This window comes from Leptospira johnsonii, from assembly GCF_003112675.1.
Classification (GTDB): domain Bacteria; phylum Spirochaetota; class Leptospiria; order Leptospirales; family Leptospiraceae; genus Leptospira_B; species Leptospira_B johnsonii.
This window is the reverse complement of sequence record NZ_BFAY01000011.1, coordinates 799,752-812,774: the sequence shown is the minus strand read 5'-3', so window position 1 is coordinate 812,774 and position 13,023 is coordinate 799,752. Positions and strand designations below refer to the sequence as shown.

Annotated in this window: 10 protein-coding genes; 5 read left to right on the top strand and 5 right to left on the bottom strand. The window is 41.8% G+C overall.

The window, feature by feature from the left end; all coding sequences use genetic code 11:
- Positions 1 to 110 precede the first annotated feature (110 nt).
- On the top strand, positions 111 to 1,709 hold the full coding sequence (pckA, locus tag LPTSP_RS12755) for a phosphoenolpyruvate carboxykinase (ATP) (protein ID WP_108929905.1): 1,599 nt from the start codon (positions 111 to 113) through the stop codon (positions 1,707 to 1,709).
- Between the two features lie 141 nt (positions 1,710 to 1,850).
- Positions 1,851 to 2,117 (top strand): phasin-related domain-containing protein, encoded by a 267-nt coding sequence (locus LPTSP_RS12750; RefSeq protein ID WP_008595105.1) that lies wholly within the window; start codon positions 1,851 to 1,853, stop codon positions 2,115 to 2,117.
- A 52-nt stretch (positions 2,118 to 2,169) separates the two neighbouring features.
- On the opposite strand, the gene LPTSP_RS12745 is transcribed toward LPTSP_RS12750, so the two are convergent.
- The 4 genes from LPTSP_RS12745 to LPTSP_RS12730 form a co-directional block, all read right to left on the bottom strand.
- Positions 2,170 to 2,892 carry a hypothetical protein gene (locus LPTSP_RS12745; protein ID WP_108929100.1) on the bottom strand — a complete coding sequence of 241 codons (723 nt, stop codon included), beginning with the start codon at positions 2,890 to 2,892 and terminating at the stop codon, positions 2,170 to 2,172.
- Positions 2,893 to 4,731 (bottom strand): CHAT domain-containing protein, encoded by a 1,839-nt coding sequence (locus tag LPTSP_RS12740; protein ID WP_108929099.1) that lies wholly within the window; start codon positions 4,729 to 4,731, stop codon positions 2,893 to 2,895.
- A 75-nt stretch (positions 4,732 to 4,806) separates the two neighbouring features.
- Positions 4,807 to 5,547 (bottom strand): hypothetical protein, encoded by a 741-nt coding sequence (locus tag LPTSP_RS12735; protein ID WP_108929098.1) that lies wholly within the window; start codon positions 5,545 to 5,547, stop codon positions 4,807 to 4,809.
- A gap of 39 nt (positions 5,548 to 5,586) precedes the next feature.
- Complete coding sequence (locus LPTSP_RS12730) at positions 5,587 to 6,492, bottom strand: RNA polymerase sigma factor (protein WP_108929097.1); 906 nt, start codon at positions 6,490 to 6,492, stop codon at positions 5,587 to 5,589.
- 34 nt (positions 6,493 to 6,526) lie between these two features.
- Here LPTSP_RS12730 and LPTSP_RS12725 point away from each other — a divergent pair, with 34 nt between their 5' ends.
- Positions 6,527 to 7,435, top strand: coding sequence for a M23 family metallopeptidase (locus LPTSP_RS12725; protein WP_167396435.1), 909 nt, complete (start codon positions 6,527 to 6,529; stop codon positions 7,433 to 7,435).
- A gap of 50 nt (positions 7,436 to 7,485) precedes the next feature.
- On the top strand, positions 7,486 to 8,550 hold the full coding sequence (locus LPTSP_RS12720) for a histidine kinase dimerization/phosphoacceptor domain -containing protein (RefSeq protein ID WP_108929095.1): 1,065 nt from the start codon (positions 7,486 to 7,488) through the stop codon (positions 8,548 to 8,550).
- 49 nt (positions 8,551 to 8,599) lie between these two features.
- On the opposite strand, the gene dnaE is transcribed toward LPTSP_RS12720, so the two are convergent.
- Positions 8,600 to 12,121: a DNA polymerase III subunit alpha gene (gene dnaE / locus LPTSP_RS12715; RefSeq protein WP_174704479.1), complete on the bottom strand. Its 3,522-nt coding sequence runs from the start codon at positions 12,119 to 12,121 to the stop codon at positions 8,600 to 8,602.
- Positions 12,122 to 12,494: 373 nt separating this feature from the next.
- On the opposite strand from dnaE, the gene LPTSP_RS12710 reads away from it, so the two are divergent.
- Positions 12,495 to 12,965: a GNAT family N-acetyltransferase gene (locus LPTSP_RS12710; protein WP_108929093.1), complete on the top strand. Its 471-nt coding sequence runs from the start codon at positions 12,495 to 12,497 to the stop codon at positions 12,963 to 12,965.
- Positions 12,966 to 13,023 lie beyond the last annotated feature (58 nt).

The following is a 13,023-nucleotide window of genomic DNA, read 5'->3' as shown; positions in this document are numbered from 1 at the left end:
ACAGAATGCGGGTCGGATTTAGGAATTGCCTCCAAATTCGACCCGGTTCCGAATTGACGGTATCTTCTACCGAAAAAAAATTGAAATACGATCTCAATAAGGAGAGCCAAATGCAGGCCCAGACGCAAGTGAAGGGACTGAAGGAGCTCGGTATAGAGCCCTCCGAAGTCTTCCATAACCTTTCATACGACGAAATTTTCGAACACGAAAAAAATAACGGGGAAACCGTCCTTTCCTCTAACGGCACCATGATGGTGGACACCGGTATTTTCACCGGACGTTCTCCAAAAGATAAATACTTCGTAGACGAACCTTCTTCTAACAAGAATATCTGGTGGTCTCATATTAACTTTAAAGCTTCCGAAGCAGTTTTCGAAGAGCTTTATCAGAAATGTGTAAACTACCTTAGCGGAAAAAAACTCTACGTATTCGATGGATACGCTGGAGCAAACCCTGAGACCAGGATTGGTCTTCGTGTAGTTTCCGAAAAGGCTTGGCAGCACCATTTCTGCACCAATATGTTTATTCGCCCTAGCAAGGAAGAGTTAGCTAACCTTCTTCCTGAATTCACTATCATCAACGCTTGCGGAGTGAAGAACGAAAAATACAAAGAGCATGGCCTGAACTCAGAAGTATTCGTGATCTTCAACCTTGCAAAAAAACTCTGCATCATCGGCGGGACCGAATACGGCGGAGAAATGAAGAAGGGTATCTTCTCGGTAATGAACTATAAGTTACCATTACAGGGAATCGTTTCTATGCACTGTTCCGCGAATATCGGAAACAAAGACGGAGACACTGCTCTGTTCTTCGGACTTTCCGGAACCGGCAAGACTACTCTTTCCACTGACCCGAACCGCAAACTGATCGGAGACGATGAGCACGGTTGGGACGATAACGGAATTTTCAATATCGAAGGCGGTTGTTACGCGAAAGTGATCAACCTAGATCCTAAGACTGAGCCTGAAATTTTCGAAGCAATCAAAAGAGACGCTCTTTTGGAGAACGTAGTTTACGACGAGAAAACGAAAGTTGTCGATTATACTTCTGCTGCTAAAACCGAAAATACCAGAGTTTCCTACCCGATCTACCATATCAAAAACATCCAAGTTCCTTCCAAAGGTGGCCACCCTAAAGTGATCATCTTCTTGACTTACGATGCATTCGGAGTTCTTCCTCCTGTTTCTCGTCTGTCTATCGAACAAGCGATGTACCACTTCCTATCCGGTTACACTGCGAAAGTTGCAGGAACTGAAAGAGGTGTTAAAGAGCCTACCGCTACCTTCTCCGCTTGTTTCGGAGCTGCGTTCATGACGCTTCACCCAACTGTTTATGCTAAGTTGTTGGGAGAGAAGATGCGTAAACATAATGTTCGCGCATACATGATGAATACAGGACTTGTTGGTGGAGCTTACGGAACCGGTAAGAGGATGAACCTTCCTTCTACTCGTAAAATCATCGACGAGATCATGAACGGGAACATTGACAAAGCTCAGTTCATAAAACACCCGATCTTCCAAGTAGAATATCCTAAAACCGTAGAAGGTGTGGATAGCGCTATCCTGGATCCTCGCGAGGCTTGGGCTGATAAGGCCGCTTACGATGAGTCTTCTAAAAAGCTTGCAGGCATGTTTATTGAGAACTTCAAAAAATATGTAGAAGGTTCCAAAGACTTCGACTTCACAGCGTTTGGACCTCAGTTGAGCTAAACTTTAATAAGTCGGATCCATTCCGGAAGGAGTAAGCGGGATTTCCCCCTTACTCCTTTTTTATGCCTTCGTAGTTTCGGTAAGTTGTTGACAAGCCGTTGTGCGGCGCATAATCATCATAGAATACATAGGATCAAAAGCATGGAAAAGGAAATCAAAGAAGCACTGAATTTCGCGATCGGCGCGGCAAAAACCTTAAGGGAACAAGCGGACAGTATTCTTTTAAAAGTGGAAAAAGAATTTAAAGAACTCTCCGCAAAAGGTTCTCAAGACCAAAGCGAAGTTGCAAACAATCTTAGAAAGTATATCGAAGACGCATTACGTTCTGTGGAAGGACTTGCAGGCCAAGTAAATTCTAAAGTAGAAGAAGCGAAAAAAGAATTCGGTAAGAAAAACTCTAACGACTGAGCATCTTACTATATTTCGTTTTTTACCTTCCCCATATAATCCAAATCGATTTTCAAAATTTAAGCCTGGGATCATCCGATTCCAGGCCCAACCATTTCGCCAATCTTTCCTTATAAGAGATTGGAGGCGGGCTTTCCATATCCAGTTCGAAAGAAGTATTCCATAAAGAAATATTCTGCTCGAATTTGACCTTCAGAATTTTCAGAATGATCTCCCTTGAGCTAGTAAACCATTCCGAAGAAGGGATCCCTATTTCAGTAAGATAACCTTCGATCAGATCTATACTTCTATAATCCGAAGAAAGAGCTGAATATGAAAAAGAATCATCTGCAAATTCGGAGAATACATTCTCCCATTCGTTTGCGAAATCTCTTTCTTTATTCCTACAATCGTAAGCTTGGCAAATGGATGCCCCATAAAAGGAATAATTCTGGCTACGTGGATCTCCTGTATAAACAGGATGGATCATACATCCGATCCTACTTCTGACTTTGATCTCTTGAGAAGGTCCGTTTACTTCTTCCGTAAGCATTCCTAAAAAAGGACAGTTATACGTGAGCGGGTCTTTCTTTACGTAATTTTTTTCCGCTTCTTCTCTTACCTTTCTGAATTCCGCCATTGTATAAGGTTTGGAGAAGTCCACAGACTCTTTAAAACCTTCGGTCCTTTCCTTTAAGAGAGTCCGGAATTGGTCCGGTTTTAATTCTAGATTGAATAAGCCACAGCAGGCTCCGCAAGAAAACGGAACGTCTGCGGAAGGTTGGCAAAGCCCCACTTATAAACCGCCGTGAGGCAGATTCCCTGGTTTAGAAGGAAGAAATCCTAAGAAAGCAAGTTCAAGTTCTTTGGTATCAGAGTTTTCTACTACATTGCAGTTCAGAGGGAAGATTTGCAGTCTATCTTCGTGGAAAACGATTACCTTTCCTCTATACTTTTCGATCTGTTCTCCAATAAAATCCTGTTTGATCATTGGAGCAGCGACTAAAGAAGATTCGGGTTTTATACCGCGGAAGAATAGATGATTGTTCGAGTTAGTAGAAACTAAGAAGATACTGATCCTCTCCAACTCCTCCAGCTCTGTCAGAAGGTTTTCGAAATAATACTGGAATGTGATCAGATATCCATCTGCGGATTCAGGTTGGATCTGTCCCTTGGAATACAGATCGATCCATTGGATCATCTTGGAGATCGTATCTTTGTTCGCAAAAAGTATCTCAGGAAGATCCGTAACAACAGGAGTGATCTCTAATTTTCTGAAATCATGAAGGCACTGGAACATTAGTTCCCACCATCTTTCCGTATTGTATGCGTCGTCCGGATTATTCGGTATATATTTTCCCAGAGAATGATTCTGGTGGTCGCTGAATAAAACCCCTCCGATCACCTTTGAAAATTCTTCAAAAGCAAAAATCAAATATTCCATCAATTGATAGGAAGTGAGAGATTCTTCTTTTTGTTTTTCTGTGAACCTGTAATAAGACGCAGCGATCGGATTCGGATAAAATTTGAATATTAAAGAAGGATTAATTATTTTATGGACTGGTTTTCCTTTTGTAGGATCGGAAACCACTCTTATGATCGGCTGTCCATGAAGGCTATAATTTGTCCAGGTCAGATCGCTCGGATCGTAATTCCTTCTGGCATGTTCTTTTGCTAGATATAAAGATTCACCTATACTTTTATCTGCGAATAAGTTCGTATAAAATTGGATCGTGAAATCGATCGTATTCTGATTGTCTGCAATTTCCCAGTTAGTTCCGATAAAACTTTTGATCCCAGACATCAAAAAGGAACCTGCAAAATTGTTCATCAGATCTGCGTTTAAATTCCTAGTCGCGCTCTTGTTGGATTGGCAAGAGTTGGAAAATACCATATCGGTATTAAATCCGGAGTTTTTGATCTCTCTTGCTTTTAGGATCTTTCCTTCCGAGATCAGCCATCCGTTTTCCAAAGGATCATCGGAGAAATACAAATGTCCTGAATAATGGATGATATTCTTTCCTTTAATGAGAGAAAGAAGTTTTAATTTAGTAACCTGGCGTCCGCCTATGAATTCGATCTCCAATCTGGAGCTTGGTACCTTCTCACTTAGGACCCGGAAGATCTGCTCTCCTTCTTTCTGGGCCCATTCTAGATCCTCTGTCGGATCCGCGATGATGAGCATGCGGAGCTTCTCCTTTTCCTTAAAGGCGCCGCTGCTAGATTCTCCTCGAACCGTTTTTCCTATATAGAATTTATCCGAGAGAAAACAAGTACCGTCATGTAGGAGTTCCCACGGGATCACTCCTAATTTAGGATCTATATTGAAGTGAAGATATTTTTCTGTAGTGAGCCTGAGTTTTTCTTGGATGGCTGCGGGAAAGAACTGATCGTAAAAAGTTTCTCCCAAGATCTTTAGATCGTGAAGAATGTCGGTTTCTAGAGTCGGGGACTGCGCAGATTTTTGGTGGATCGCAACGGAAACCCGAACTAAGTTTTCGATTTCCTTAATATACTCTATGATTAGATCTTCGTCCATTGTGGACTGAAGATGCGATTCTGATCCGCTGCCAGAACTATCTAGAATATTGAATACGTTTACAGCACCGACTCTGTCTATAATTAGGTTCAGCATTGGATCTAATAACTGCGCCTAAGAAGTTTCCTCGCCGTGACATAAGAGTCAGGAAGGAAACTGGTTACAACGCTCTTAATCCAAAAGGATAAAGAGATCTATGGATTTAGACAAGTCTTTTCCCTGAAACTCTACTGTGTACTTTCCTTCTCTCAGTCCGGAGAAATTAGTGATCCCTTCGGAGTTGAATTGGTTGGAAAGAATGAATCTTCCGTCCTTAGAAAGATTTACTCTTTGGAAATCTTCCGGTCTTGGACATTCGATTTTGACACTTAAGTAAGCGGTTTCGTCGGTTTCTTGTACGACTTGATAAGTGAACTTGCAGTCCTTATCCATTTTTTCTTCAAATACGATAAACTCGGAAGAAGAAGGCGATTTTGCTACTGCGGAACGCATAGCAGGTGCGTAATCTACACGAGTGTTGATTTGAAGAGTTTCGATCAGGCTTCCGAAAAGTTGTGCTCCGGACTTTCCTAATTTAACGACGATGGATTCTTTTCCTTGTGCCTTACGGGCTAATTCCATTTCAACATATCTTTTCAGATATTCAGGAAAAGGTTTAGCCTGCCAGCCTTCGTTTAGTTCGGCCTTATTCAGATCCAGATCCTCCTGGAAGGAGTGGAAAGAATGTGTACGTGAAGCTGAATCGAAGTAGGACTCACCGGCAGCTTTTAGGGTAGCCTGGAGTGCTTCTTCCATTCTAATAAGTTCATTTTGTAATTCGGTGTCTTTTTCTAGTTTAGTCAGTATTTCAGGTTTCCCTTCGAATAGTGACTGGATGATTTCTGACACCGGGTTTTCGCGGTTGGATTCCATTTGAGTAAGATTCTCCAATAGGTTTTAAGACGATTCTTTCTACTCAGACAATTCCGAAAATTTGAGTTTTTTTTGTATTTTTTCGATCAATCTGAGTAATGTAACGCTAACATTTCCCTCGGTTATCCCTAAAAGGTCAGCAACCTCTCTGTACGGGGTCCTTGCCAGGAAATGGCCTTTTTTGCGCTTTTCTAAGAGTTTTTTCCGTTGTTCATATTTCTTCTTTAACGCTTGGGAAGTTTTATCTACTTCTTGAGGGAGTAAGGGAGCTTTCTTAACAGTTACAGTCTGCTTTTCTTTCAGCTCCAGAATATTTAAATATAGAGACGTAATCTTGTCTTCCATACGGATATTCTCTTCTTCCCGCTTGGAAAGTTCGGAGCGAAGCCCTAAAATTTTCTTTTTTATATCGTCTACGCTCAGATTCGTTTTTTCGAGCAGGAATTGGATCTCTTCCTCATCTAGGTTGAGGTAGTATATATAAGAAAGTTTGAAAATAACTCTCTTCTCTACGCCTATTTCACCCAAGACCTGGTGGAAATGTTTAGTTAGCTCTTGGGCCTCTTCTACTAAATCAGGGCGAAGATCCGGTTCGTCCTCGATGGTGGCGTATTCTTTTCCTTCCTTGTTGATCTTTCCAAGGTTGGTCATCTTCAGCTCTCTTTTGGTTCTTTGCCAATCGATGAGCATATTACGTAGAACTGAATAGAACCATGTTCTAAAACTTGATTTACCTTTGAAGCTGGAAAATCTAGCTCCGGTTTTCAGTCTTTCGAACGCGTATAAGAAGAAGTCTCCGGCATCATCTTCACTGAGGTGAAAGATCTTCATCGGAAAATTGTAAATATCTTCGGAATAGGACTCGAAGAATAACTTGAGAGCGGCCTCGTCTCCTTCCCCGCAACGGGTAACTAGGTCGAGGGTTTTATCCTTTGACAAATTCATTCTTTATGTAACCTTGCACCTGAGAGCCAACGATATGAGACGTAGTATATCCCTCGGAATTATCTTGGCCGCGTTCCATCTAAGCACCTTTGCGCAAAACGATAAAGTAATAAATTTTCTTTTCCCGGTGAAAACCGACGGAATCGAGAATAAGGTTACCTCTGTGTTCGGAGAATCCCGGGGGGACCATTTTCATAACGGAATGGACATCGCTTCTACGGGAGAACCGGTTTTGGCGATGGCAGAGGGCAAGATCCTTTATTCGCGGTTTGGCGAAGACGACCCATTCGGGGAAGAATTCGGGACCGGAAACTCTGTTTGGCTTGATCACGGAAATGGGACGTATTCTTCCTATTACCATTTGAAAGACGGCCGCCTCCCAGGACTTTTAGAAGAACGTCTAGTTGCCGGGGGAGAAAAGATCGCATATACCGGAAACACTGGTCACTCTAGCGGTGCCCACCTACATTTCGTTTTATTAAAAGACTTCGGAAAAACCATCCAAGATCCTATGAAGGTTTTGCCTATCGTAGAAGATGAGACCCCCCCTGTGATCGGAAATTTGCTCATACATCAGGACGAGTACAAATACAGTCAGGTAAATGACGGGGACAATATCAATATCTCTAGAGCTTTCCCGGTGACTGTCGGAATCCAAGATGCGGGGAAAAAATCGGGTCAAAGAAGAGGTGTTTCTCAGATCCAGGTTTCCTTGAACGGGCAATTATTGAAGAAAGCAAGCTTCTCCAATCTACATTACGAAAAAGGAGAATGGAAAAACGCAGAAGGTTTCCCATTTTCGGATCTTTATTTCAAGGACCAATATTTGGTAGGTAATTTGGATTTTCGTAATGGGGAGAATGTGATCAAGGTTATAGCCTGGGATTTTCGCCAAAACCTTACCGAAAAAACATTCACTTTCTACGTAAGTCGCATCCGTTAATCGTCCAATATGGTCATCTATTCCGGTCTTTCGGAAAATAGGGTGCCCTTATGTTTGAAATTGTAGATATCCCAGGTTTACCTCGTAAAAAATTCCTTTTAGGGATCGCGATAGTCGTAGGCTTGATGTCCGCAGGGATCTTGGGCTTCGAGAATTTAACCGGCAATCATACATTCAGGCCTGGATACACCGTTGCTGGGATCACTTCTATCCTTTGTTGTTTTTTACTATATAAGTCCAGATACAAAGAAACTGTTTATCTTTCTTCCTTTTTGTTCACTTTAGCTTTGGGTCTTGGGGTTGTTTATGGTCCCGGCGTTAAGAATGCCGCGGTTTGGTTTCCAGTTCTAGTTTTTTTCCAACTTTACTTTTTTAATCGTAAGATGGCTGTACTTGCCATGCTTTATTGTTTAGGTCTTTTGTTCTGGAAGACAGGAATTCCGATCGGATCTAACGGTAGTGAAATTTATACGGATTCAATCGCATCTCTTTGCGTTCTTACGTTATTCGCTATTTTGATAGGTGCGAATTTGGATAAATTGATCTTGGATAAGGATGTTCTTTTGAAAGAACTTTCTCATAGGGTCAGAAATAATATGCAAGTGATCTTGGAGATGGTTTCTTTTTTGAAAGATTCGGAACGTTCCATGGAAACTAGAAACGTTTTGCAGATCTTAGAAAGAAGAATATTGGCTCTTGCTTCAGTTCATACAATCGCTCAAGATGCGGAACATATACAAAGTGTTTCTATCGGAGAAGTTATCGAAAATTATCTAAATCGTATCGTTTCTAAATACAAGGCTCTTCCGAATTTGGATCCGCTCGCAAAACATTATCAGCTGGATGTGAAAGAAGCGAACCTTCTTCTTTTAGTTTTGGGAGAGATAGTATCCGCAACTTCGGAATCTGTTACGAATCATGTGGAAGATCTGAAGATTAGTTTTAGAAATCCTACTGTTAAAACTTTAGAATTACAAGTGGAAGGTGCAAGTTTGACCGAAGGGGATTGGAGTCGTTTTTCAAGAGATCTTTTAAGCCATTCTGGCGGAGATCTAAAAGTGGATCCGAGCGGTGTTGGAAAAGTTTCGGCTAGTTTGGTAACTTTAAAAAGATAAACTTTAAATTCTATTTTTCCTATCTTCAGAACTGATCCGGTGATAGAATTTACATCTTAACCGCTTGTTTGGTCCCGTTCGTTCCATAAACTCTGATACTGTCTCCGAAACTTTCGTATACAGTTTCTTCTCCCAGTAAGGTAACCAATCGATTCATCAACTCAGGATTTGGTTGTACGGAGTAATGATTATGAGCGCGGATTACCTTCTTCTCTTCGTCTCCGGAGATTAGATGGAAATATACTTGGGAATTTCCTTGGTAAGCAGCAAGCAAGGTATGCAGTTGGCCGATGATATCCGGCATTTTTCGATGACGGTCTCCCAACTTGATATGAAGCGCTTTTTCCATCTTATCTTCGATGGTGGCGTCGTTCAAGATCTCGAAGCTGTTTACTTTGATCTGACCTCTGAGTTCGGATTCTCCAGCTTCGATCCTGTCCAGATCTCCTTTTAGAAATACTGCCTGGTCTTCTTTTATGAGCTCTTTGAATCTTTGATACACTTTAGGAAAGGCCACACATTCTATTTCGCCTGTGCGGTCTTCTAATTTGAAGTTTACGAATTCTTCTTTTTTCTTAGTAAACTTGATCTTTAAAGAAGTAAGAATTCCTACTACTTCTACCTTGTTACCTGCTTTGATATTGTCCAAGGTTTCGATTGGGATCGAGTTCAGGCTTTTTAAATGGCCTTGGTATTTGTCCAAAGGATGCCCGGAAAGGTAGATACCTGTGATGGATTTTTCTCTTCTGAGCTTATCTTCCATTTCCCATTCATCTGCGTCTTTCGGAAGTTTTAATTCGTAGTTGAGTCCACTGTCTCCGAAAAGAGAGAACTGGCCTTCTCTCGATCTTTCCTGTTCTTTTTGCGCGAAGGAAACCAGACTGTCCATGGACTCGAAGAGGCATTTTCGAGTGTAGCCGAAAGAATCTAAGGCACCGCCTTGTACCAATGCTTCTAGTATCTTTTTATTCAATACTCGAGTATCTATATTGGTCATGAACTCGGTGACTTCTTTGAAACCTCCGAGGTTCTTTCTGGCTTGGATGATATTTTCTGCCGCGCCTTCTCCTACACCTTTCATTGCGGAGATCCCGAATCGAATCGTATGGTCATCGATTACGGAGAAGGATACGTCGGACTCGTTTACATCCGGGGTCAAAACGTTGATTCCCATTTCGCGGGCGTTGTTTATATATTTTACAATATCTGTAGTTTTGGAATGATCTCCGGCAAGCAATGCAGCCATATACTCGGTCGGATAGTTTGCCTTCATGTAAGCGGTTTGGTAGGTGACTAACGCGTATGCCACGGAGTGGGACTTGTTGAATCCGTATCCTCCGAATTTTTCCAACTGATCGAAAAGTTCTTCTGCAAATTTTTTTGCGTGGCCTTGCTTTTGAGCACCCTCGATAAACTTGATCCGCAACGGATCCATAAGTTCTTTTTTCTTTTTGGCCATAGCCTTTCGGAGCATGTCCGATTCGCCCATGGTGTATCCGCCCACAACTCTGGAGATACTCATCACCTGCTCTTGGTAAACGGTGAGTCCGAATGTTTCCTTTAAGATAACTTCGCAAGAAGAATGCGGATAGGTGACCGGCTTCTTGCCGCTCTTACGTTCCAAGTATTCCTCTAACATCCCTGATTCCATCGGACCAGGACGATAAAGTGCGATCAAGGCTACGATCTCGTCAAAGTTAGAGACCTGGCTTCGTGCAACAAGGTCAGTAATACCGGTGGATTCTAACTGGAAGATCCCGAGTGTATTCGCTTTTCTTAATAATGCATAGGTGTTCGCATTATCCAGAGGGATTTTATCTAAATCTAATTCGATCCCTCTTCTTTCTCTAACGAGCTTGATCGCGTAGTTTAGGGTCGTTAAGTTTTTGAGACCAAGGATATCCATCTTGATCAGACCGACGGATTCCAAATTGTTTTTTTCGTACTGAGTTACGATGGAACGAAAGCCTGGTCTGTCCTTCTCCGCAACTGTGGAAAGAGGGACCACATCTTCCAAAGGAAAAGGAGAGATCACTACTCCCGCTGCATGGCGTCCCGGTTGTCTATGGTTTCCCTCTAAACGTTTTGCGATCGCGAATATCTTTTTGTTTAAGTCGTCCTTTTCGCTGGCTTGTTTCAAGTCTCCCGACATAGCCAAAGCTTCGTCGATAGTGATACCAGGTTTGCTAGGACAATAACTTGTGAGTCGATTGGATTCTTCGTAAGGAAGATTCATCACTCTGGCAACGTCTTTGAGAGCTGCCTTTGCACCTAAAGATCCAAATGTGATGATCTGACCGACTCGATCTTCTCCGTATTTTTGGCGGATATAATTGATTACTTCTTCTCGGCGTTCTACGCAGAAGTCTGTATCAATATCCGGCATGTCCTTTCTGTCAGGATTTAAAAATCTTTCGAAGAGTAGATTAAATTGTAAAGGTTCTACGTTCGTAATTCCAAGTGCATAAGCCACGATGGAACCTGCTGCAGATCCCCTTCCCGGACCTACAGGGATCCCGGTTTTTTTGGCGAAGTTGATATAATCCTGAACGATCAAGAAATAACCTGCGAAGTGCATGTCCTTGATGGTGTTTAGTTCGAATTCTACCCTCTCTTTGATCTCGGTAGTAATCTGAGGATAACGTTGGCGAATTCCTTCCCAAACCAGTTTTTCCATAAAACCGTATTCGTCGAAACCGTCCGGAACCGTAAACTCAGGTAGAAGATAATTGCCGAATTTTAATTTAAGATCTACTTTATCACGAACTTCTAATGTAGAATAAAATGCCTGCGGGAGTTCCGGAAAGAGCCCTTTCATTTCTGCAGGGCTTTTTACGTAGAAGTGTTGGTTGAATCCGAACTCCATCTCGTCTTCGATCGTCTTTCTCATTCCGATACGAAGAAGAATATCCTGGGCTTCCTTATCGTCTTTTTTTAAGAAGTGAGAATCGTTCGTGACTACTAGTTTGATCCCGGTTTTTTGAGCGAGATCGTAAACACCTTTTGCAACAATATCTTGTTCCGGAATTCCGTGGTTTTGGATCTCAAGATAGAAGTCTTCTTTCTTAAAAATTTCGTTTAGTTTACCTGCGAGTTGAAAGGACTCCGGAGCCTTACCTTCTAAAATTTTGCGGTTCACTTCTCCCGCGAGACAAGCTGTAAGACAGATTAGACCTTCGCTGTTTCGGTCCAAAAGATCATAATCGATCCTTGCCTTCTTGTAAAAACCTTCGGTATAAGATTTACTCGCAAGCTTTATTAGATTTTTATAACCTACTTCGTTTTTAGCGAGAAGAATGAGATGGTATGCGTTTCCGTCAGCGATCTTAAATTCTTCTGTTTCTGCTTTTCTGTTGGGAGAAACGTAAAATTCGCAGCCTATAATGGGTTTAACCCCGGCTTTGACCGCTTCGTTGTAAAATTCTATGGCGCCGAACATGTTTCCATGGTCTGTCATTGCCACGGAGCTCATTCCTAGCTCCTTAACGTGCTGCATTAGCTCTTTGATACGGATCGCCCCATCCAGCATGGAGTAGGTTGTGTGGAGATGAAGGTGGGCGAAGTCTTCCATAACAAGGGACATAATAGAAAGCGGGACCTGTCTCCGTCAAGCGGAGTAGACAGAAATCTTAAAAACCGGCTTGGGATTTCCTTATCGAAATGCCAGAATTTCTCGAAGGCTTTCCTTGAGAATCATAATGGGGAAAAATAATAAAATCCACTCTTTCTGAAATGGTTCCCTTGGCCAATTTACCGAAGTCTAACCCGACTTATTCAAAAGCCCCGCTTGTAGTAATTCCCACTACTTATGGATCGGAAAATATTTCAAAAATAAGGGAAGGCGGATGAAAGTTTAAGAAAACTATGAAGGAGAAGATATAATTTAGAAAATCGAAATAGACTTTAAAGCGCAGATATTAATCATATTCTCTTCGAAAACAAAAATGCAAAAAGAAAATTCAATCAGCCTAAGAATTGCCAGCCGTTCCGATTTAGAAGAGCTTTCGGAATTATTCGACCTTTACCGTAAGTTTTATGGATTTACTTCAAATCTTGCAGGAGCCAAAAAGTTTTTAGAAGATAGACTTTTACATAAGGATTCCGTTTTGATCGTTGCAGAAGGAGGAGGAGGTTTATTAGGTTTCGCACAACTTTATCCCATCTTCTCTTCTTTATCTTTAAAAAGGGATTATATACTCAACGATCTGTATATTAGGGAAACGGAACGTAGAAAAGGAACAGCTAAGAAGATCCTGAAAGAAGTCGCGAATCATATCATAGAGCATGGAGGTAAAGGAATGGGATTGGAAACTCACCCGGATAATCGCCATGCGAGACATCTTTATGAACGTTTCGGTTTTAAATTAGAGGAAGAGTTCTTGCACTATTACTGGGCGGTTCCGAAGGAGAAGTAGGAAACTTCAAGATCCTGTTTCTAATCAACGAATAGATTTTTTCCCTCTAAGTGGACTG